This window comes from Phycisphaeraceae bacterium (assembly GCA_019636555.1).
Classification (GTDB): Bacteria; Planctomycetota; Phycisphaerae; order Phycisphaerales; family UBA1924; genus JAFEBO01.
This window is the reverse complement of record JAHBXH010000001.1, coordinates 2209176-2230259: the sequence shown is the minus strand read 5'-3', so window position 1 is coordinate 2230259 and position 21084 is coordinate 2209176. Positions and strand designations below refer to the sequence as shown.

General features: G+C 60.9%; 18 protein-coding genes and 2 tRNA genes. 4 read left to right on the top strand and 16 right to left on the bottom strand.

The genetic code is table 11. The annotated features are described in order from the left end of the window. Positions 1–72 precede the first annotated feature (72 nt). Positions 73–1470: a trigger factor gene (gene tig, locus KF691_09295; protein MBX3389634.1), complete on the bottom strand. Its 1398-nt coding sequence runs from the start codon at positions 1468–1470 to the stop codon at positions 73–75. Positions 1471–1647: 177 nt separating this feature from the next. On the opposite strand from tig, the gene KF691_09290 reads away from it, so the two are divergent. Further along, positions 1648–2508 (top strand): ROK family protein, encoded by an 861-nt coding sequence (locus tag KF691_09290; GenBank protein ID MBX3389633.1) that lies wholly within the window; start codon positions 1648–1650, stop codon positions 2506–2508. On the opposite strand, the gene KF691_09285 is transcribed toward KF691_09290, so the two are convergent. The 14 genes from KF691_09285 to KF691_09220 all read right to left on the bottom strand — a co-directional run bounded on the left by KF691_09285 (position 2465) and on the right by KF691_09220 (position 18644). Then, positions 2465–3724 carry a pyridoxal phosphate-dependent aminotransferase family protein gene (locus tag KF691_09285; protein ID MBX3389632.1) on the bottom strand — a complete coding sequence of 420 codons (1260 nt, stop codon included), beginning with the start codon at positions 3722–3724 and terminating at the stop codon, positions 2465–2467. The genes KF691_09290 and KF691_09285 overlap by 44 nt on opposite strands. A gap of 104 nt (positions 3725–3828) precedes the next feature. Beyond that, positions 3829–4740, bottom strand: a complete 912-nt coding sequence (gene murQ, locus KF691_09280; protein MBX3389631.1) for an N-acetylmuramic acid 6-phosphate etherase — start codon at positions 4738–4740, stop codon at positions 3829–3831. Beyond that, positions 4737–5879, bottom strand: coding sequence for an anhydro-N-acetylmuramic acid kinase (locus KF691_09275; protein ID MBX3389630.1), 1143 nt, complete (start codon positions 5877–5879; stop codon positions 4737–4739). Before KF691_09275 ends, murQ begins: the two co-directional genes overlap by 4 nt. Before the next feature lie 4 nt (positions 5880–5883). Further along, the gene (locus KF691_09270) at positions 5884–7797 is read right to left on the bottom strand and encodes a hypothetical protein (protein MBX3389629.1); all 1914 of its coding nucleotides are present in this window, start codon (positions 7795–7797) and stop codon (positions 5884–5886) included. Continuing rightward, the gene (locus KF691_09265; protein MBX3389628.1) at positions 7790–9376 is read right to left on the bottom strand and encodes a sodium:solute symporter; all 1587 of its coding nucleotides are present in this window, start codon (positions 9374–9376) and stop codon (positions 7790–7792) included. The genes KF691_09270 and KF691_09265 overlap by 8 nt, the downstream gene beginning before the upstream one ends. A gap of 561 nt (positions 9377–9937) precedes the next feature. Further along, the gene (locus KF691_09260) at positions 9938–10822 is read right to left on the bottom strand and encodes a superoxide dismutase (GenBank protein MBX3389627.1); all 885 of its coding nucleotides are present in this window, start codon (positions 10820–10822) and stop codon (positions 9938–9940) included. 102 nt (positions 10823–10924) lie between these two features. Then, positions 10925–11746 carry a translation elongation factor Ts gene (gene tsf / locus KF691_09255; GenBank protein ID MBX3389626.1) on the bottom strand — a complete coding sequence of 274 codons (822 nt, stop codon included), beginning with the start codon at positions 11744–11746 and terminating at the stop codon, positions 10925–10927. A gap of 75 nt (positions 11747–11821) precedes the next feature. Beyond that, positions 11822–12655, bottom strand: a complete 834-nt coding sequence (rpsB, locus tag KF691_09250) for a 30S ribosomal protein S2 (protein MBX3389625.1) — start codon at positions 12653–12655, stop codon at positions 11822–11824. A gap of 268 nt (positions 12656–12923) precedes the next feature. Next, complete coding sequence (locus KF691_09245) at positions 12924–14600, bottom strand: efflux transporter outer membrane subunit (protein MBX3389624.1); 1677 nt, start codon at positions 14598–14600, stop codon at positions 12924–12926. Next, positions 14597–15697 carry a biotin/lipoyl-binding protein gene (locus KF691_09240; GenBank protein MBX3389623.1) on the bottom strand — a complete coding sequence of 367 codons (1101 nt, stop codon included), beginning with the start codon at positions 15695–15697 and terminating at the stop codon, positions 14597–14599. The genes KF691_09245 and KF691_09240 overlap by 4 nt, the downstream gene beginning before the upstream one ends. Next, entirely contained in the window at positions 15694–16485 is a 792-nt protein-coding gene (locus tag KF691_09235) for an ABC transporter ATP-binding protein (protein MBX3389622.1), read from the bottom strand. The genes KF691_09240 and KF691_09235 overlap by 4 nt, the downstream gene beginning before the upstream one ends. A 5-nt stretch (positions 16486–16490) precedes the next feature. Beyond that, positions 16491–17651: an ABC transporter permease gene (locus KF691_09230; GenBank protein MBX3389621.1), complete on the bottom strand. Its 1161-nt coding sequence runs from the start codon at positions 17649–17651 to the stop codon at positions 16491–16493. Positions 17652–17741: 90 nt separating this feature from the next. Further along, on the bottom strand, positions 17742–18455 hold the full coding sequence (locus KF691_09225; GenBank protein MBX3389620.1) for a CerR family C-terminal domain-containing protein: 714 nt from the start codon (positions 18453–18455) through the stop codon (positions 17742–17744). 115 nt (positions 18456–18570) lie between these two features. Continuing rightward, positions 18571–18644: transfer RNA gene (locus KF691_09220), tRNA-Arg, on the bottom strand. Positions 18645–18877: 233 nt separating this feature from the next. Between KF691_09220 and rpsT the strand changes: the two genes are divergently transcribed. From rpsT to KF691_09205, 3 genes are all read left to right on the top strand, one after another. After that, entirely contained in the window at positions 18878–19177 is a 300-nt protein-coding gene (gene rpsT / locus KF691_09215; protein ID MBX3389619.1) for a 30S ribosomal protein S20, read from the top strand. A 200-nt stretch (positions 19178–19377) separates the two neighbouring features. After that, positions 19378–20109, top strand: a complete 732-nt coding sequence (locus KF691_09210) for a CPBP family intramembrane metalloprotease (GenBank protein MBX3389618.1) — start codon at positions 19378–19380, stop codon at positions 20107–20109. Between the two features lie 192 nt (positions 20110–20301). Next, positions 20302–20376: transfer RNA gene (locus KF691_09205), tRNA-Glu, on the top strand. Positions 20377–20425: 49 nt separating this feature from the next. On the opposite strand, the gene KF691_09200 is transcribed toward KF691_09205, so the two are convergent. Beyond that, a complete protein-coding gene (locus KF691_09200; protein MBX3389617.1) occupies positions 20426–21007 on the bottom strand; it encodes an NAD(P)H-dependent oxidoreductase in 582 nt (193 codons plus the stop codon). Positions 21008–21084 lie beyond the last annotated feature (77 nt).

The window sequence follows — 21084 nt, the reverse complement described above, 5'->3', positions numbered from 1 at the left end:
TCACCGGACAAGAAAAGAAAAACCCGTGCGTTCAAGCACGGGTTTTTCGTTGCGGGATGTCTCAATCTCGAATCAGGCCGGGGCGCCGCCCTTGGCTTCTTCCGCCATAAGACGATTGAACTCTTCCGCCGGCATCTCGGTGATGGTGGCCTTGGAGAGGATCACGTCCATTGCCTTGTGATCGCGGATCTGCTGATAGATCACGCCGAGCTGGTTGCGCTGCATGATCTCCTGGCGGAGCTTGTCCGGACGGACGCCGCGCTCTGCTGCCAACTGCGCGATGCGACCGTTGATCTCCGCCTCCTCGACGCGGACGTTGAACTCATCGGCGGCACGGTTGAGGATGAAGAACAGCTTGAGCTCGCGGACCGCGATTTCGCTGCTGCCGCTGCGGAGTTCGGCAATGTGCTCCTCGATCTTCTGCGCGTCGACGCCGCGGTACATCAGCTCCATGCGTTTGCGTTCGAAGTTGCGTGCCGACTGGATCGCCGTGATTCGCTCGGGCAGATCGACCTTCGTGTTCGCGAGCAGGTGCTGCGCGAGCTGCTGACGCATGACCGACTGCTGCTGGATCATCACGCGCTGCTCCATGCGCTGCTTGATCGCGTCGCGGAGCTGCTGCTCATCGGTCATCCCGAAGTTCTTGATGACGTTGTCAACCTTTGCCGGGATGATGCGGTCCACCCGGTCGACGGAGAACGTGATCGTGAGGTCCGCCCCGCGGATCTGCTCGACTTCGTGATTCTCCGGGCCCTTGGTTTTGATCGTCGCGGTCTCGCCCGCCTTCGGCAGGCCGAACTGCTTGGAGAAATCGTTCACCATTACGCCCAGGATCATGCCCTTGCCGTTCTTGTCGGCCGTGGGAACTTGAACCACGCAGCCCTTGATGTTGTAGAACTCGGTCCCATCGGCGCCCTTCATGACGCCGTGGCCCGTCAGGTAGTCGCCGGCTTCGGGCTTGTCGCGGCTCTCCAGATCTCCCTCGTTGATGAGGATCTTCTGGACCTCGTCGGTGATTGCACTATCGGGCAATTCGATCGTGGGTTTCTTGACCGGGATGCCGTCGAGGCTCGGAAGCGCGAACTCGGGTTGCACCTCGACGTCGATTTCAAACGCGAGGTCCTGGCCTTCTTTGATCTCGACGTTGCCGAGCGATTCACTGAACGGATCGCCGACTATCTTCAGATTCGCTTTCTCGATTGCCGCGCTATATGCCGTCGCGACGAGCTGGTTCTTCGCCTCGTTGCGGAGCGCCGAACCGAAGCGCTTCTCGACAAGCGCCGGCGGCACGTGACCCTTGCGGAAGCCGGGCACCTGCGCTTCGGCCGAGATCGCCGCCAGCGACTCCTTCAGCTTCTCGTTCACGCGCTCCTTCGGGATACGGATCGAAATCCGTTTCCGGCACGGGCCGGCGTCCTGGATTTGGACGTCGTTGTTTTTCACATCTTCCGGGGCAAGCGTCTGAGTCATCGGATCTGCTCCGCAAACATGGCCCAACGCTTATCGCGCCGGCGGTCGGATCGTCGGTGGCCAGCCGCCACTCGGCGGCCGAAAAGGTGTCCTGGTAAGGACGCCAAGTGTACGCCGAAACCGCCCGGCTTCAACTTCCCTTCATGCGGCGTTCGGGTTCAGGTCGAATGATCCGACATGGCCTCGCTCGGAGTCGATATCGGGGGTACCTCGGTCAAAGTCGCATTTCTCGACGGCGATCGCATCTCGACCGCCAGAAGCGCGGAATACTCGCGGCCCGGAGCCGACGAATTGTGCGACGCCATCGCATTGGCGCTCCCGCCGGGCTCGCGCGGTGCCGCAAAGATCGGTTTGTGTGTCCCCGGAAGGCTCGACCCTTCGCGGTCTTGCGTCGTTCAGTCGATCAATCTTCCCGGAATCGAGAATCTGCCGCTCTCCGATTTGGTGACTCGATCGACGGGAGGAGTCGTCACACCGCTCATTGTTTCCGATGCGTACGCCGCGGCACATGATTACTGGTCTTCGCAAAAACCTCTCGGACGCCTGCTCGCGATCTCGATCGGAACGGGTGTTGGAGCGAGTGTGCTGGATGATGGGCGACCGCTTCTTGTCAGCGGGGAGACACCGGGGCACTTCGGGCAGATCGATGTGACGTTCGAAGGCAGTTCGGCGCCCCGCACGCTCGAGTCGTATGTCGGCGCGAACGCGATCCGGGCGGAATACGGCGATGGCTTCGCCGACGCTGTCGGCAAGTTCGACAAAAAAGCGCGTCCCCTCCTCGCGCTCGCACGGGGAATCCGAATCGCCCATGCGATCTATCGACCGGACACGGTGGCGCTACTCGGGTACGTCGGGATGCTGTTTCAGGGCTGCCGTGAGGAACTGGAAAGCGCGATTCGATCCGGCCTCACTTCAGTCGCGAAAGCGGACTGGAAGCTTTCGTTCGGCACTTCACCATTTCATGCCGCGATCGGCGCCGCTCGACTCGCATCACTCAGCCAGGCAGCGCGGGGAGTCGGGGATTCATCATCGGGGTAAGCGAGAGATCCCACGGGCCAATTAATTCTCTGCCGCCGCTTTGTCCCTCGGGAAACTTCAGCGGCTTTGGCTCTGCTGCACCTTCCGATTTCGCCTTTGGTTCCGAATCGATGGCATCGGCAAACGCGGCGATCAGCCCGTCGATCTGTTCCGAGGTGTGGACGGCATTCACCGTGACACGGAAATAGCGATCGGTCGGGCCACCGGGGTAGGCGATGAGTGGTGCCAAGTAGCCCGCATCGATGAGCTTCCGATGAATCCGGTCCATGGATGCCGTGTCGCCGGTCACAAAGGTGAAGATGGGTGCGGGTGTCGGATAGAGCGAGATTCCGAGTTTCTGAAAACCGCGCCGGAGGCGATCGGCGTTGACCCGAAGCCTTTGCATCAGGATCGGATCTCGATTCAGCACCTTGAGCGCCTGACGTGCACCCTCGATGATCGCGGGCGGCGCAGGGGTCGTTCCGCGATAGACACTCGCAATGTCTTGCGCCCGCTGGATGATGGTTGAAGGGCCCGCCAGCACGCCTCCGTAGCACCCAAGACCCTTCGCAAGGCTTGTGGTAATCAGCACGCGCGACTCGAGCGGCACACCGCTCGCACTCAAGCCGTGATGATCTGCGGTGCCGCGTCCGCTCCGCCCAAGCACGCAGAAGCCGTGACAATCATCAATAACCAGCAGCGCCCGTTCTTTGGGAAGAACTTCGAAGAGCGACTTTGCCGGCGCGATCGAGCCGTCCGCGGCAAAGACTCCGTCCGTCAGGATCACGACACCCTCACCGATGTATTGCGAAGCCAGCGCTCCCGCGGCACGCGCATCGAGGTGTGGATAGGCGATCACACGCATGCCCGCCGCGGCAACCGCGTGCGAAACGCTCCGATGGCACTTTTCATCCGTAATCGCGACGCGATAGTCATGGGCAAGAGCTTGACCGAGGGCCATGTTTGCCGAGTAGCCTTCGGGTGTGACAAGGCACTGCTGAACCTGGAAGAAATCAGCCAGTTCGGCTTCGAGCAGTTCGTGCGACATGGTGTCGCCGGTCGTTTCGCGCGAGGCCGTTGTACTCAGGCCGTACTTCTCGATCCCTTTGCGAACCGCATCGAGCACATCTTGGTGATGAGCAAGACCGAGGTAGTTGCAACCGCCAAAGCCGATCAGCTTCTTACCTTCGACGACGATTTCCGTCGCCGTCGCGCTCTCCACCGGGATTCGGGCCAACGCAATTCTCCTGCAGGGCGCTCTCGCGCAGCACTTCTATCGGATAATGCTCGCTCAACCCGCGAAGTTGTAGGGGAGCACCGCCGGGGTGAGGTCCGAGTTGCTCAGCCGCTCGCCAGAACTCGTTCGAGGCGTCCATGATTCGCGGCGAGCAGACGCTCTGCAGCGCCATGATCGACCTTCTTTCGATGCATCACGACCGCCGTTTTGACGCTATTTCCCGCCTGTTCGAGGAGTTTGAGCGCTTCCGTGCGGGAGAGTCCGGTCAGTGTCGAAATAATCCGTGCTCCGCGATCCCTCAGTTTCTCGTTCGTTGCGCGCAGATCCACCATCAGGTTCTCAAAGACCCGCCCCGAGCGGACCATCAGCACCGTCGAAATGGTGTTCAGAGCCATTTTCGTCGCGGTGCCCGCCTTCATCCGCGTCGAACCGGTCAGCACTTCAGGGCCTGTTTCAATCACGATCAATCGGTCCGCTCCCGCGGGCTTCGGCGTGGGCGAGCATGTCAGCAACGCACTCGTCGGCCGGCTCGCTAGACCGCTTACGAATTCGAAGGCACCGCGGACATAAGGCGTGGTGCCTCCCGCAGCAATTCCGAGCACGCTATCCCTTGAGTTCAATCCCAGCGCGCGAAGCTCTTCCCAAGCTCCCTTCGGATCGTCTTCTCTGCCCTCACTGCTCTTTCGGAGCGCGGAATCGCCACCCGCGATGATGCCGATGATTTTTCCCGGTTCGACTTGGAAGGTTGGCGGGGCCTCCGAAGCATCCAGCACGCCGAGTCGACCCGATGTTCCCGCGCCGACATACACCAGCCGACCACCCTCCAAAAATCCGGGCTCCGCGCCAGAAATGAAAGCATCGATTTGTGGTGCCGCGGCTTCGAGCGCTTCCAGGACCGCGCGATCTTCCTGCTGAATCAACTGCACGCACTGAGCCACCGAGAGCGAGTGCAGATCCATCGAGCGCGGATTGCGCTGCTCGGTGAGGACGTGCGAGCGATCTGGCGGCACGGTCATGTGTTTACCTTATCCACGCGGCTCGGAAAAGCCCACGAACCCGAGAGTGGGGCGGGAGACTCCACCTTTGTGATTCGCGGAATCGTGATAGGTAGTCCGTCCTGACAAAGGGCGCCGAGGATCGCAAATTCCATCGCTTCGCGAAAGTCGATCGGCACGCCGAACTCATCGGACCGGTGAATTCGAGGAATACCGGCGGCGTTCGCGCTACGGCGCAATGCGGCCAGAAGTCCCTCATTCTTCACGCCTCCTCCCGCGACGATCATCGGCCCGAACTCTTTGCATTCGGAAACGATCCTTCGTGCGATCGCTTCGCACGCCGTCGCCGCGAGATCGTCGCCGGTCATGCCATCAGCATGAGCGTGTATCCAGTCAAAGGCTTCATCACCGGTCCCGAGGCTGCGTCGTTTTTGGCGAGACTCAAGCAAGATTCCCGCGAGCTGCTTCGCGGCGTCCGCTTGAACCGCGCCCCGGACCGCGGATGCACCATTGCTGTCGTACTCCGCGTTCAACTTCAGCCTTGCAATCGAATTGAGAAGCTGATTGCAAGCGCAGATGTCGAATCCATGTACAGTCGGCTCGTTGTGCTGCACCGGATTCGTGACGAGGGCCGTGACATTGGCGAACCCGCCGAGATTGACCACGCAGCAAAATGGCCGAAGGCTTTCACTTTGCGAAAACAACAAGTAGTCTGCGATCGGAGTGATCGGTGCACCCTGTCCGCCCGCGGCAAGGTCCGCGCCACGCAGATCGAAAACAACCGGTACCCCGAGCGACCGTACGATCGGCCACGGATTCAGCAATTGCCACGACACCGGCGGCGTATGAAAGACCGTTTGCCCATGAACGCAAACCAGGTCAAGGCCGTGCTCGGCGGTGAGTTCCTCGAGCGCGTGTGCATGGAGCAAGGCGAAGTCACGAGCCAGCGCCGCGATCGCGCCCGCCGTCATCGGCTGTTGCTGGGCCAATGCTCTCAATGCCGGCCGCAGCTGGCCAAGATCGCGCGACAGCGTCGCCACCAACTCCGGTCGCATCTGCATTCCTTTACCTTCGATGCGCACGAGCGCGCAATCCAAGGCGTCGATGCTCGTGCCGGTCATGCAGCCCGCGACGAGGCGTGTGTTCGCACGAGGTCCCACCGCTTCACTCCCTCTTGCTGACTTCTGCAACCAGCTGGTCATAGTGCGCCGTGCTGCTCTCGAGTCCACCCGGACGCGAACGGACCAACCAGAGTCGTCGATGCTCCGACCGGACAGCCTCGAGATCGGTTGCAAGAGATGCCAAGGCGCCGGAATCTCCTCTGCGTGCCGCGGCACGTGCGCACAGCGTGCGTGCGCACTGCGCGGTGAATCGAATTTCGTCACGGGTTGATTCGCTCAAGTCTGCCGGCACGCGCCCCTCCAGCCACTTTGCCGCGGCAGCGCTCTCCATCCACAGCCCGGCGCTCCCGGGTTTCCACGTGTCATTCCATCCGAGCGTGGAATCCTGCAAGAGCGCCGAAGCGTTCTTGAGCCGCGTCGGCTTGCCGTTGGCATCGGGTTTGCCGCTGATCTGCTTCTGAATCTTGTCGATCTCGCCGACATCTTCAAGCCAACCGGCGGCTTGAAGCGAGCGATCGCCAAACACCTGCAGAGATTCAGCGCTCGGGTCTCCGCCGCCAGATTCGCCCGTCCATGCCGCGTTGAGCGCGTCCGCGATTCCATGAAGCGAAACGGGCCATTGCTGCCGATGGCCGAGGTCTCCCCAATCCGTGATCAGCAGGCCAGTGGCGTCGTGCCTGTGCGCCGCGGCAACGGCGGAATCGATATTGCCGCGGCGTTCGACCGTGCGCCCGATGATGCTCCGCCACGCGCTCGTGCCGGGGCAGACCCAGAACTCGCGTCCGTTGTTCTTGAGTGTGCGGCCCCAGTTGTCGAAGTCGCTGTCGGGCTCATAGCCCCACGCGAGTGAGAGCAGATCGCTCGGCATCATCCCGATCTTGTCCGGGTGTGAGAGCGCGATGTCCGCCCAGAACATCGGGCGGAATCCGTGCCGGCGCACTTCGCTCACGATCTTGTGGACAAAGTCGTAATAGACTCTTGCACGCCCGTGCTCCGCAACTTCTTTCGCGCTTCGTCCCTGGCCGACGTCAAAGGTCTCGTCGCAATTGATGTTGATTAGCTTGTTCGAGAAGTGGGGTAGGAGTTGATCCAGCAGGTCCCGCACCAATTCGTGCGAGCGCGGGTCGATCGGGCAAAGGCTGTACGGACCGGGCCGATCCCATTCCATGAACTTCCATGTCTTCTCAAGACTGTCGATCTCTGCGAGCGGCAGATACCGGGGCAGACTCAGCCACTTCGCAAGATGCCCGAAGCAATTCTGATTCGCCCCGAGCGTGATACCGAGTTCGCGACACCATCCATCGAGGATTTCATATTCGGCACCTGTCATGGGCGAAGCGCTGCGCCAAACGTCTTCGTGACCCGCGTACGCGAACGTGTGCTCGGTATACAGCTGCAGGTGATTGCACTTGAGGAGCGCGAGCGTATTCACGATTTCGCGCAGGTGTTCCATCGTGGGCACGCGATCGCGCGAGATGTCGAGCATGACGCCGCGCGTCGGAAGAAACGGCTCATCGCTTATCCGAAGCGCCGGCAGCACGCAGCCGTCCACACCGTCGTACTGCCGGAGTAACTGTGTGAGCGTCGCGGCACCGCAACGAAGGCCCGTCGATGATGCCGCGCGGAGCACGACGCTCGGGCCTGCAGCCTCCGAAGCTGCCCTGTCCTGAGCGATATCAAGGTGATACCCGTGTTCGTTCCGTCCGTCACCCGCAAGCCCGCGGTCGAGGGATACGCGGACAAACCCGCCCCCGGATCCCGGCGTCACATCTTTGCCACCGATCCACACGACCCGGTCATCGCCGAATTCCGCTGCACGCAACATCGGCTCCACAATCGTCCGGTGTGGTCCGGCATCAATCCGAATCGCAAACCCCAGGCGCGCAAAGCCTCCAACCCGGATGATCTCGCAGGGTTTGGGCATGATCAAAGGAGGCAGTTGGGAAGGATCAGGCATGGCCCGCATCGTTGGAAGGCTTGGTCTTCGCCGGGGACGCTCCGGTCATGCAGACGAGAAACGCGAGTGTGGTCGCCGTCACAAAGTACCAGGGCCAAGCGACATCCCACGTTGCAAACGAATCCAGCCCGAGCACCGGCGCCCAGCGCACGCGTGCCCACGGTTGCAGTACGAGCACAACGCAGAACCCGACCGCGAGCGCGCTCAGCACGCTCACCTTGTTTCCCCGCCTGGTAAAGATCGCGCACAAAAACACCGCCAGCAGCCCCGCGTATGCGAAAGTCATGACCCCCAGCGCAAAGGAAATCAGCGTTTCGCCGCTCCCTTTCTGCCAGAAGACACACAGGCTTGCGAACCCGCCGAGAATGACACCCCACGCGCACACGGCGAGCCGGCCGACCGCCAGATAGTGCCTTTGTTCTCGTCCTTTCACATAGCGCTGATACACGTCATTGACAAATGTCGCGCCCATCGCGTTGAGCGCCGAATTGAAGGAGCCGAGCCCCGCGGCAAACAATCCCGCCATCATCACCCCGGCCATGCCGCCGGGCATTTGGTCCAGAATAAAACGAACGAACACCTCGCTCGACTTGGCGGGTGCAATCTGGATGTTTCCGCCCATCAGATCTGGTCGCGTGTAGAAAACCCAAAGCAAAAGTCCGATTCCTAGGAAGAGCAACTGCATCGGCAGATTCAGAAGGATCGCGACGATGACCGATTGGCTGCCCTTCACCGCGGATTTGCAGGTGAGCATCCGCTGCGCGAGGTCGTGGTCCGTGCCGTACGACGCCATACCCAGAAGCACAAATCCTGTGATGGCCGTGAGCAGCGTGTAGACCGTCTTCGGATCGCCGCCGAGTCGCAAGATGGTCAATTTCGGGCTTCCGTCGGGCGACTGCGCACCGGCTATCGCGTTCCAGATTTCACCGATCGGCGCCGGAATCTTGGCGAGCAAAACAAACACGGCGGCCGCGGCCGCTCCGACAAAGACCGCGGCTTGAATCACATCGGTGTAGATGATGCTGCGAATCCCTCCGACGAGTGTGTACAGAACACCGACAACCGTGAGCGCCGCGATCGCGCTGATGAGTTGCCAGTCTTTCGTCTCATGAAAGAGAATCAGCGACAACGGAATGGCCGCCATGAAGAGCCGCGAGCCGCTGGCCAGCACGCGCCCGATCATGAACATCCAACTGCTCGCCTGCTTTGCCTCGTGTCCGAACCGGATCTCGAGAAGGTCGTAAACCGTCGTGACGTTGTGTTGGTAGAAGGCGGGGATGAAGAACGCTGCGACGATGAAGACGGCGATCACGCCGCCGATGTTTGTTGACAAGTAGGTCAGGTTTCGCGCGTAGCCCTCTTCCGGGCTGCCGATGAACGTTGCCGCGGAAGTGGAGGTTGCCAGCACACTGATCGCGACCGCCCACATCGGCATCTGCCGATTCGCGAGGAAGTACTCCTTCGGTCCCGCCATTTGCTTTCGGCTGAACCACCAACCCGTCGCGGCAACCAACGCGAAGTATCCGGCCAGCACCGCCCAATCCAGTGCCGTAAAAGCGGTGGCGGCCAAACTCTGCATCCGTGCAAGGCTCCCTTCGCGCCAAGTCCTCCCAACCAGTGAGGGACTATCGCAGGGGGCGAGGATAGTGAATAGCAGGAGAGAGCGACGCCCAGCGCGTCTGAACCAGCCCGCCAATGAGACTTGAGCGTGAGCAGGCGCCTTTGAGTGAGCCGCACCACTGGGTTCCGAGGCTCACGGGAGCACGATGCCGGCATGCTCCGGTGGTCAGCAGGCCAAAAAAGAAAAAACTCACCAGCGAATTCCGCCCGCGGGTGAGTCATAGGAGGAGAGAGACAAGAACTTTCGAGGGCTGGCGAGTTTCCCCGCGTCCCTCTGTAAACCCGGCTACGTGTTTCCGCCCGCAGCCGAGTCAATAGGAGGAGAGAGACAAGACAACTCAAACATGCCACCGGATTGCGGCCATGCCACCCATCTGTGCGGAATAATTTGTTTTTGCGGCCTATGACGGCCTAAGTGCCTATATCAAATACACTTAGGTCGATGTCAAAGTCCAAAAAAAGCCCAAGGCGGACGCCTTGGGCTTCATCCATGCAGATTCCGAGGCTTCCGATGCTCAATTTATCGGGCTATTGCCCGGTCGTAGAGTTTGCCGCAGAATTCCCAGTTGATCAGGTTGAGGAACGCGTTCACGTACTCCGCCCGCTTGTTCTGATATTTGAGGTAGTAGGCATGCTCCCAAACGTCGACTCCCAGCACCGGAAGCGCCCCAGTGACCATGAGGTCCTGCTGCTTCTCGCCCTGAAAGAGCAGCAATTGCTTTGACCACGGCTCGACCGCGAGCCAGCCCCATCCGCCACCTTCAACCGAGCCCGCGGTGGCTTTGTATTGGGCCACAAACTGCTCGTACGAGCCGAACGACCTGTTGATGGCCTCAGCCAAGGCTCCTCGCGGCGAGCCGCCTCCGCCCTTTCCCGGAGGCGCCATCATGTTCCAGAACAGGCTGTGGTTGATGTGGCCGCCGCCATTGAACGATACTTGGTTCGCCCAAAACTTGACCAGGGCCGAATCGCCCGCGGCGGTGCGTATGCGTCCGAGTTCCGCCAGGGCCTTGTTCAACCCGGCGACGTACCCGGCATGGTGCTTGTCGTGATGGATCTCCATCGTCTTCGCATCGATGAACGGCTCCATCGCGTCAAAGGAATAGGGCAGAGCGGGGAGGATGAATTGGCCCGTCGCCTCATCGAACACATTCAGTTCAGCGGGCGCAACATTTCCGGGAATGACGGCAGTGGGTGGGCCCTTCAGCGGAAGGTCTTTCGGAAGCCGTGGCTGCGTCGCCGGCTGATTCGGCTGGGCAAGAGCCGAACTTGCCGCGGCAACCGCACCAATTCCGAGCACTGCGAGCGCTTCGCGTCGACGCATCGGCTCGGATTGCTCGAGAGACGGAGAATCGGACGTCACGTTGTTGTTGAACATGGTGTGGTCCTTTCTGGGAGAAAGCATATGAAAACGCCGCCTCCGGTCGGGAGGCGGCGCTGATTTGTACAGGAGTTGATCCGAGCGGATTCACCGGAACCCGCTTTGGGGGAGCCGATGCGAATCGAATCAGGCGGGCTCGCCGACCTGCCAGCGGAAGAACGCGATGATCGATGCCTTCGGGCCGACGAGGTCTTTCACTTTCTTCGTCGGATCCATGATGAACGGCTGTTCCATCAGAGCGATCTCTTCAAAGAACTTGCGCATGCCTCCCTCGACCATCTTCTCGGCGATTTCCTTCGGCTTGCCGGATTCCATCGCCTGTTCGATGCGGAACTTGCGTTCCTTTTCGACAACCGCCGCGGGCACGTCCTTGGCCGAAACACCTTGGGGACGCGGAACCGCCGCGACGACGTGCATGCACACCTGGCGCAGGGTTTCCTGGCTGATGTCGCCTTCGCCCTGCACAAGCGATCCCGTCTTGCCGTCGTGGTGTACATAGGCACCGAACGAGGTTTTCCCGGCTTCGCCCAGCAGTTTGTGTCCGCGCGCGTAGGAGCAATTCTCGCCCGTCGAGATGCGAACCTCATCCACGGCGGACTTGATCGCCGGCGACTCTGCGACTGCGCCCGCGTGCGACTCGGATGCCAGCCTGGCAACCTTGTTCACCATCGTGACAAACTGCTCGTTTTTGGCGGTAAAGTCTGACTCGGCGCGCACCTCGACGATGGTGGCGGCGGTGTGATCTTCATTGACGAAGATGCCGATGCGCCCTTCGCCCGCAGCGCGATCGGTACGGCTCTCCATCTTGCCCTTGAGCTGCTTGCGGAGGATCTCTTCGGCTTTTTCGGGATCTCCTCCGGCCTCAACCAACGCGGCTTTGCAGGCCATCATCTGGAGGCCCGTCTTGTTGCGAAGGGCCATGACGTCTTTGCTGTTGATCTCTGCCATGGGAACTGTTCCTTGCCGCGCCGATTTCACGGCGACGGATACTGCTGATTGTTCGCGTAGTGGGAAGTCGCGCGCTTACTGGGCCGAGGCGCCCTCATGCACTTCCTGGGAAGCCATTTCGTTCGCGCGGGTCTGGGGCCTGCGGCTGCGCCGCTGCTGGTCTCCGCGTCCCGGGCCGGAAGACTCGTCACCGCTGCCGCCCGATGGATTCTCGCCGCTGATCTGGCGCGCCGACTTTCCATCCACCACGGCGAGGCAGAGTTCGCGGACCACGACATCGATCGACTTCATCGAATCGTCGTTGCCCGGGATCGGGATATCCACGAGCTCGGGGTCGCCGTCGGTATCGATGAGCGCGATGGTGGGAATGCCGAGCTTGCGGGCTTCCTTGAGCGCCGTGACCTCGTGCTTCACGTCGATGACCACCAGCGCGCCCGGCAGCTTCTCCATCTTGCGGATGCCGTCGAGGTTGCGCTTGATTTTGGTGAGCTCACGCTTGAGCTGGCTTTCCATCTTCTTGGAGTAGGAAGCAAAGTTGTCGGTGTTCTGGATCGCTTCGAGTTCTTCGAGGCGCTTGAGGCGCAGGCGGATCGTGCGGAAATTGGTCAGCGTGCCGCCGAGCCAGCGCTCCGTCACGTAGTGCATCTTCGCGTCGCCCACGCGCTGCTCGAGCACGCTCTTGGCCTGGCGCTTCGTGCCGACAAAGACGACGTCCTTACCCGAAGAGACAGTCTTCGCGATAAACTTCTTCGCGAGCAGAAGACCCTTGACGGTCTCCTTGATGTCGATGATGTGGATGCCGTTGCGCTTGCCGTAGATATACGAACCCATCTTGGGGTTCCATCCGCTGGCGCGCTGGCCAAAGTGAATTCCTGCTTCGATGAGATCCTGAACGAGCGTGTTGGCCATGGGCCACCTCTTCTGTCTTGCAGCGACACCGGCAAAGCCCGGATCGGTCGAAACCCCGACCGCACGGCCGGGCGTCTCGCGAACTTGCCCAAGGGCGCTTCTGTGTTCGGCCGCGGCTTGGAACCGTCGACCGTCTTTGTGTTCCGCTGGGGCGCCCGAATGGAACGCGCCCGGACTCGACGCCGATCAGCGCCAAGTACCGGACTATAGGTTCGGCCTCCTCGTCGCGGCAATCAATCAGCGTTATCGGCGTGCAAGGTCTTCACAATCAGGGCTTTGCCGCGGACGGCGTCCCCGACGGCGGCGCGGCCGGAGGGGCGGATGGCGGATCGCCCGCCGGTGGCGGCTCCTTCGCCGGTTGTGATGCTCCCAGCTCGGTGCTTTGTTCCCCCGATTCCGAGCCGGGGTTCGCCATCGCCTCGACGGCGGCGGAAATCGTGCTGCTCGGGATGAGCGTGGGCTTCCACTGGTCCTGCTCGAGCGACTCCCAGCCGCCTCCCAGCGATTTGTACAGGCTGATCATGCTGGTCAGCGTCAATGCCTGGCTGATGACCGCCTGATCTTCCGCCACGAACAAGTTGAGCTGGTTGTCGAGCACGGTGCGGAAGTCGACGTTGCCCGTCTGATAGAGATCATCGGCAAGCTGCACGGCGCGCGCGCTCGCTTGAACCGCGCGAGTGAGCGCTCCGTAGCGTTGTTGCTCGCTGACCATCTGGAGCAAAGCCGACTCTACATCCTCAAAAGAGTTGAGAACGACTTGTTCGTAAACGATCATCGACTGTTCCGCGCGCGCATCGGCAACTTGGATATTCGATCGGATCTTGCCCCAGTCGAGCACGGGCCAGCTCACGCCCGGAACGACGTTCCAGTATCGGCTGCTCATGTTCCACCAGCTTCCGAACTGATTCGATTGCAAGCCGAGCGCGGCCGTAATCGAAAAGCTCGGATATAAATCGGCCGTTGCCACACCGATGCGGGCGGTTTGCGCGGCGAGCGTTCTCTCCGCCGCACGGATGTCCGGCCGGCGCTTCAGCAGTTCGGACGGAACCCCCACGTTGACAATCGCGGGGGCAACGGGCAGCTTTGCACGAGGTGAAAGCTCGTCCGCGAAGGCACGCGGAGGCTTCCCAAGCAGCACGCCGATCCGGTTGATCGCCCGTTCCATCTCGGTCTTGATCGGAAAGAGCTGCGCAACGCGATTCTCGAGCTGCGCCTTGGCCTGCGCGACGTCGAGCTCGCCGACCAGCCCCGCGCGAAATCTGCTCTCCGTCAGGTTGAGAGAATCTTCCTGCGCCTTCACGGCGCGTTCGGTCACGGTCAGACGCTCCTGTTGTCCACGGAGCGTCACGTAGTTGCTTGCAACCTCCGCGAGAAGCGAGATCATGACATCGCGCCGGATCTCGATCGTCTGGCCGATGACCGCGTCGGCAGCCTCCACGCCGCGCGCTGTTTTGCCCCAGAAATCGATTTCCCACGAGGCATCGAATCCGGCGGTGTACAGGTCCGTGCCGCCGGTCGGATTCGGCCCGATGAATCCGATGTTGTCGCTGCTTCGGCTTCGCGAGTACGCGGCGCCGGCTCCAACCGCCGGGAACCAATCGGCCACAACAATTCCCCGGGCCGCGCGAGCCTCTTTCACACGCGACTGGGCAAGCTTGAGATCAAGGTTACCCTGGAGCGCTCTTTCAATCAGCGAATCGAGGGTCGAATCACCGAACTGCTTCCACCACGCCGCGAGCTCGACATCGCCGGGCGCGGGCATCGACTTGACGTCGGGCACCGGACCTTGGGGCACCGCCGCAAAATCAGAAGGCGATGTCATTTCCGGCGGGCCCTTGTAGTCGGGGCCCACCTTGCACCCGTTGAGAGAGAGTGCTGATCCGCAAACCAGCGCCAGCACGAACGTCCCCGGTCCCGTTCCGATCGATTCGCTGCGAGATTTCACTTCTTGCTCTCCGAAGCCGGCGATCCCGGCTGCATTGGTTTGTTGCTGCCTTCAGGGGCAGACTCGATATAAACGTCCATCTGCTGTCCGACAAACACGGGCAGGTCGTCGGGATCAAACGAAAAGAGAATCTGAAGCACGCGCGTATCCACGCGCTCGCTGGAATCTCCCGTAAGTGATTTCTTGGGAACAACATAAGGCTCAAAGCGGACGAACTTCAGCGCCGCTTTGATGTCGCGATTGCCCCGAAGATACCCCTCTGCACTCGCGCCCGCACGAACTCGCCACGCATCGTTTTCATCAACATCGACCCGCACGTGCAGCGGATCGACTGCACCCATGAGGATGAGTGGAGTGGCGAGGATGCCGGCGCTCGCGTATTCACCGGGGCGCACTTTGACCTGCAACACGCGGCCGTTGATCGGCGCCCGGATGATTCGACGATCGATCTCGGTTTGGATCTGTTTCGCGGCCGCTTCAGCGGCAAGTACCTGCGCCTTTGCAACTTCGATTTCGGGCTTCCATGCACCGGCTTTCAGAAGCGCGAGATCCGCTTGGGCTTCGTCCAGCCGTCGCTTGGCGACCAGTACAGCAAACCGGCGGCGCGACATCTCTTCTTCCGAGCGGGCGCGAGGGTCATTCACCCGCTCCATAATCGTCAGTTGGTTCTGAAGATCATCCACAGTGGCTTGTGCCGCTTCTACGCGGGCTTCCGCTGGCGGAATCTGCTCAGGCCGGGGCATCGATTCCAATCGCTTCAAGCTCTGGCGTGCCGCCTCCAACTCGGCTTGTTTCACCGCGAGCTGCGCCTGTTGATCTCGGCTATCCAGTATGAACAGCACGTCGCCCGCGTTGACGCGATCGCCCACACGAACGGCAACTTTTTCAACGGTGCCCCCGACAGGCGTACCGATCGCGATGTTTTCAGAGTTTGCCTCGATGATGCCCGACCCGGCGACGCGTGCCTCAAACGGAGACACGGGCGGCATCACGACCGGAATAGAAGGAGGCTTTGGCTGGCTGCTCCGAACCACGATCACCATGGCAAACACCATGCCGCCGATCGCGAGCAGTGGAACGAGAAAAGTCCGAATCATGGGCGCTCACCTCCTCGTGCCGCGCTATCGAAGCTGGGTCCGTACAGGTCTTTCGCCGAACCGACAATCTTGTCCACCTGCCCGTCGTCCATGTGCGCGATGCGATCAGCGAAATCGAAGATGCGGTTGTCGTGGGTGACGACGACGAGCGACCGGTTTCCGCCCATCGCGACGCCTTTGAGCAGTTCGAGAATTCTGTGCCCGGTTTCGTGATCGAGGGCGCTCGTCGGTTCGTCACAGACGATCAACTTCGGGTCGTGTACGAGCGCTCGAGCGATCGCGACGCGCTGCTGTTGGCCGCCCGAAAGCCGATTGGGCGCATCGTTCACCCGCTCACCGAGCCCGACGGTCGCGAGAATGTCCTTCGCTTTCTTTAGAGCGGTCCGACGATCGGTGCCGTTCAGGATCAGCGGCACCGACACGTTTTCTGCGATCGTGAGAGTCGGGATCAGATTGAACGACTGGAATACAAACCCGATGGTCTGCCCTCGAAAGCGCGTGCGCTGACGCGAATTCATCGCGGAAAAATCCTCGCCGTAGACCGTGCATTCGCCTTCGTCGCGATCGAGCACGCCCGCGATGACGCTGATCAGAGTCGTCTTGCCGCATCCCGATGGCCCGACGAGCATGAGCAGTTCGCCGGCGTAAACATCGAGATCGATCCCGCGCAGGGCTCGTACGACCGAGGCGCCGCTCCCGTAGTTCTTGACGACTCCGCGGCAACGCACCGCCAGGTCTCGGCCCGATGGGTCGGTGTGCGGTGCGGGCATTGATGCGATCGCGGACATCGGGTTCATCCTTTGAAAACCACCGCGGGCTCAAGAGCGACGACTTTGCGCACGCTGAGCATCGCCGCCAGCATGCAGATGATCAGCACCGCACCTCCCGACAGGACCAGGATTTGCCAGGTCAACCAGAATGCGAGCTGTGAGTCTTTCATGGAGACCCCGAACACCGTGGCGGCTCCGGCCCCGATTCCAAATCCGATGCAGCCGACCGAGAGCGCCTGGAGCAGGATCATCGCCATCAGCGTGCTGTCGTTGGTTCCCATGGCTTTGAGGGTGCCCAGGTACTTGAGGTTGTCGATCGTGAACGAGAAGAACATGAATCCGGTAATCAGTGTTCCGATGATGAATCCCAGAGAGACCGCGATCCCGAAGTTGATTGGAATGCCGGTGTACTTCAAGAAGTAATTCACCGTGAGCATCTTGAATTGCTTTGCTGTGTAGGCAGCCAGACCGGTTCGATCCGTGATTCGTGCGCGCAGCTCCTCGGGGTCTTCCCCGGGTTCGGCCTTCACGAGCACGAACGAAAGCAGCTTGCGCTCCTTCGGGGCAAAGGTCACGGCGCGCGAGTACGTGGTGAACAGGTTCGGCTGTGACTGAAATGTTCGCGAACCTTTGGATATGCCGACGACGACCGCGCGATGGTCATTGAGCTCGAGCGTGTCTCCGATCTTCAGCGGTATTCTGGGCCCGCCGGGAACAGGGTTCTTCTTCGCGAGCTTGTCGCGCGCGCCTTCCACATCGACGATGACGGAATCGGCCATGCGGAGGTCGGCGAGGCGCCCCTCGATCATTTCTCCGGGGCCCCCGATCAGCGTGGAATCGTCGAGCCCGTAAAGATTGCAATTCTGAAACAGGCCGCTGTCCGTACGCGCGCGGATGATTCCTTTGTACAGCGGCACGGCCGACGCGACGCCGGGTACGCCGCGGACTTCGAACAACTTGGTGTCGGCGAGCGGCTTGGTGTCATCAATGAACTGGACCTTTGGGTCCATCACCCAGATGTCCGGATAGTTCATGTCGGTGATCACGCCAAACGTCCGCGACATCAAGCCGACGAAGATCGACCCTTGCTGCGTAATCACCAGCGACGCGAGCGTGACGCCCATAACAATGCCAAAGAACTTGGCTTTGTCGTTGAAGAGCATTTTGAGCGCTAGAAAGTACATCGCCTCGTCTTTTCCCTTTTCGACCTGACCATTCCTTCCGACTTGATCCGGCGTATTCCCTTCTCTTCGCTGCGCCCGGAGAGCCCCCGATCACCCGTGTTTGCGTTTGGCCTGCGCTCCGCGCTGTTTGTCCCTTTGGCTCGCGGACAGCTCGAGCCCGGAAAAAGCCGCGAGCGAAAAACGGGTGATGTGATCGGTCAGAAACTCGAGATCGAACGGAAATCCGCTTTTGCGCTCGGAGTACAGCCGCTTGATCATCGAATTGCAGTGGTGATAGTGCAGAGCCTGCCCGATTACGCTCGCGGCGCTCGCCTCGATCTCGTCTCCTCCCAAGCTGGGCGCGAGAGACTTGACGATCGCGCACAGCGCACCGAATTGAGGCCGGATTCCTTCTTCGATCAGGAGATTCAACGCCGGGGTCGGCTCGGTCATCTCCCGGGAGATCAACCTCCCGTGCCACTTGGGCCGGTCTGGATCAAGAATCTTCGCGAGAAAAGCACGCACGAAGGCGTGCAGTCGGTCTTTCGGCGACGCATCGGGAGTCAGACCGCCGTCGTGAGGATAGTGCTCGATTGAGTACCGGTGCGCGTAGCGCAGCGTCTCGAGATAAAGCGTTTCTTTGTCGCGAAAGTGGTAGTTCACCGCCGCGATATTTGCCCCGGCGCGCGCGCAGATGTCTCGCACAGTTGCTTTGGCGAAGCCATGCTCGGCGAATTCTTCACCCGCGGCGTCAATCAACCGCGCCCGTGTATCGGGGCTTGATTCCGCGGCGCCGTGACTGAGTTGGGAGCGTGATCTGGTCATCAAACATCCGATTCAAACAGATGTTTGACAAGCAGCAGCCGGGCGTCAACCGCCAGTACGCATTTTCGAAAACGCACCGGGGAAGAGTCTTTCGCGCCGAGCGGTACCGGGAAAACACGGGCGGCAGGAGTCGAACCTGCAACCTCCTGATCCGTAGTCAGGTGCTCTATCCAATTGAGCTACGCCCGCTCGACCGGCGGCAACTTGCCGCCGGGGAGCAAGGATAGCCGTGTTTTCGTCGGTCGGCCTCTCTCTTGCGCGACGCTTCGCAGGGAACCCTGCAAGATTCCACCAGAGCAAGCGATCGAGCGTCTTCCGTCACTCCGTTGGAGGCAGCGCCCTTGATTCTGACGGGGGGATTGCGAATCATTCTGACCCCCCGCAAACACGCGGCGAAGGTTCTCGTTTGATCAAGGAATCCAATGGCTCACTCGCTCTCCGCCCAGAAACGCGTCCGTCAGAATGAAGCCGCCCGCGCCCGCAACCGCTGGCGCCTCCGCACGATGCGCGACGCCATCAAGGATTTCAACGAGAAGGTGTTGCACGGCAGCGCTGAGGAGGCAAAGTCGGCGATGACCAAGGCCGCGCAGATTATCGACCGGACCGCCGCCAAGGGCGTGATCCATAAGAACCAGGCGGCACGCCGCAAGAGTCGCCTTTCAATGAAGCTCAAGGGCAAACAGGCTGGAAAGTCGACCAAGGCCGGCAAGTCGAACAAGTGAACCAGATTCGGATTTCAATGCGACCGCTCCAGAATGAGCGGTCGTTTGCTTTTTGCGGCGAGGAGCCCTCTGCCGAGTGCGCGATAGGCTTGCCCCCGGAGGAGTGAATGCCGGGTTCTCCGCTGCCACGCACATCCAACTCAAACACGCGGACTCATCATCCGGATTTTCATCGAGATGGCAGCTATTGGCGGCTTTCGATGTCGCCGCTTCACATTCTGGTTTTTCTTCTTCCGCTCATCGCAATCTACGAATTCGGCTCGCTTTGGTATTTGCAGGATGCGACAGGGGTGATGCGAACGGTGAGCGCGCGAAATCTGCTCGCGCGCTTCTTCACGGTGTTCGGGGCCCCGAGTTTTCATCTGCCCGCGATCACGCTGGTGGTTGTTCTTCTGATCTGGCACGTGCTCAACCGGGATTCGTGGCGAATCCGGCCCGGGGTTCTCGTCGGCATGGCGCTCGAGTCGTGCGTACTGATGATTCCCTTGCTGGTGCTGGGGCTCATCATGAACGCCAAGACGCAGTCCGGCTCATTGGCGGCGATGTCGCTGGCGCCGCCGCAGGTCGATCTTCACTCGTTTTCGTGGCAGGAGCGGCTGACACTTTCGATAGGCGCCGGGCTCTACGAGGAACTGGTGTTTCGGCTGGTGATGATCACGGGTGTGCACCTTGTGTTGTGTGATGTGCTCAAGATATCCCGGAATACATCCGCGATCATCGCGTGCGTCGTTTCGGCGCTGGCCTTTGCCCTCTACCACGAGGTTTCGCTGGCCGGGCTGCGAAGCGGCACCGATATCGCCAGCGCGATTTTCCTGGCGGCAGCCGGACTCTATTTCGCCGGACTCTTTCTTGTTCGGGGCTTTGGGATCGTGGTCGCAACCCACGCTCTGTACGACGTGATCGTGCTCGTTGTGATCGCTTCGAAGCGGTAGTCGAGCCGGCGTGGCGCCGCTTTGGACGCGGACCTCTTTTCGTCAAACGCGCGGCGAGCAGGCCTCTTTCCGGCCGGATTTCGGCGGTTCGGAAGAGCGAATCCAAAGACGCACAGAACGGTTGACCCAACTCGCCCGCGTCCTATTGTCTCCGCTGTCCTGGATCGCGTCATTCGCGAATCCGATCGCATTGGCCCCATCGTCTAGCCTGGTCCAGGACGTCAGGTTCTCATCCTGAAAACAGGGGTTCGAATCCCCTTGGGGTCACTTGAGCACCCCGCGAGCGATCGCGGGGTGCTTTTTTGAGCGCCGTGGATCACATTCCAAGTCTCTTCAGGAACTCCACGAGCTTCTTTGGGACAGCCTCGATGCGTGCCTGTTGCTTCGGATCTTTCAGTCCGCCGTCCGGCGTGAACGCTTCCGAGGCATTCGGAATCGTGGCCTGATCGGGCAGCACGACCGCCCCGACATGGGCGAGGATCGCGCGCAGGTGGATGAGGCTCCGGGCGGCACCGAAAGCGCCGGGCGAGGCGCCGAGAAGGGCGATAATTTTTCCCTGGAACGCCGCGAGCGGCGGCTCTCCTCGAACCGGGCGCGAAACCCAGTCGATCGTGTTCTTCAGCAGGGGAGGCACGGAACTGTTGTACTCCGGCGAAGCGATCAGAAACGCGGGATGTTCGATCATCAGCTGCTTGAGCTTCATAGCACTTTCGGGGATGCCCTGAGATGCTTCCAAATCCTCATCCATGATCGGAAGGGAATAGTCACTCAATTCGATGTGAGTGACCTCGGCACCGGCTGCTCGCGCAGCATCGATCGCCACTCGAAGCGCTTTTCTGTTGAACGATTCTTTCCGATTGCTTCCGGCGAATGCCAGGATCCGGGGCTTCGTACTCATGCGTCGGCTCCACCTAATCAGGCCAATGCGCCAAGCGACAAAAGATAGCGTGCTGGTCGCGCTTTCACGTTACCATC

What these genes read in the sequence shown, in the direction of transcription:
- tsf (MBX3389626.1), bottom strand. Translation starts at nt 11,746, where the DNA reads ATGGCAGAGATCAACAGCAAAGACGTCATGGCCCTTCGCAACAAGACG.
- KF691_09260 (MBX3389627.1), bottom strand. Translation starts at nt 10,822, where the DNA reads ATGCTTTCTCCCAGAAAGGACCACACCATGTTCAACAACAACGTGACG.
- rpsT (MBX3389619.1), top strand. Translation starts at nt 18,878, where the DNA reads ATGGCTCACTCGCTCTCCGCCCAGAAACGCGTCCGTCAGAATGAAGCC.
- KF691_09265 (MBX3389628.1), bottom strand. Translation starts at nt 9,376, where the DNA reads ATGCAGAGTTTGGCCGCCACCGCTTTTACGGCACTGGATTGGGCGGTG.
- tig (MBX3389634.1), bottom strand. Translation starts at nt 1,470, where the DNA reads ATGACTCAGACGCTTGCCCCGGAAGATGTGAAAAACAACGACGTCCAA.
- KF691_09270 (MBX3389629.1), bottom strand. Translation starts at nt 7,797, where the DNA reads ATGCCTGATCCTTCCCAACTGCCTCCTTTGATCATGCCCAAACCCTGC.
- KF691_09230 (MBX3389621.1), bottom strand. Translation starts at nt 17,651, where the DNA reads ATGTACTTTCTAGCGCTCAAAATGCTCTTCAACGACAAAGCCAAGTTC.
- KF691_09225 (MBX3389620.1), bottom strand. Translation starts at nt 18,455, where the DNA reads ATGACCAGATCACGCTCCCAACTCAGTCACGGCGCCGCGGAATCAAGC.
- rpsB (MBX3389625.1), bottom strand. Translation starts at nt 12,655, where the DNA reads ATGGCCAACACGCTCGTTCAGGATCTCATCGAAGCAGGAATTCACTTT.
- KF691_09290 (MBX3389633.1), top strand. Translation starts at nt 1,648, where the DNA reads ATGGCCTCGCTCGGAGTCGATATCGGGGGTACCTCGGTCAAAGTCGCA.
- KF691_09200 (MBX3389617.1), bottom strand. Translation starts at nt 21,007, where the DNA reads ATGAGTACGAAGCCCCGGATCCTGGCATTCGCCGGAAGCAATCGGAAA.
- murQ (MBX3389631.1), bottom strand. Translation starts at nt 4,740, where the DNA reads ATGACCGTGCCGCCAGATCGCTCGCACGTCCTCACCGAGCAGCGCAAT.
- KF691_09235 (MBX3389622.1), bottom strand. Translation starts at nt 16,485, where the DNA reads ATGTCCGCGATCGCATCAATGCCCGCACCGCACACCGACCCATCGGGC.
- KF691_09240 (MBX3389623.1), bottom strand. Translation starts at nt 15,697, where the DNA reads ATGATTCGGACTTTTCTCGTTCCACTGCTCGCGATCGGCGGCATGGTG.
- KF691_09210 (MBX3389618.1), top strand. Translation starts at nt 19,378, where the DNA reads ATGTCGCCGCTTCACATTCTGGTTTTTCTTCTTCCGCTCATCGCAATC.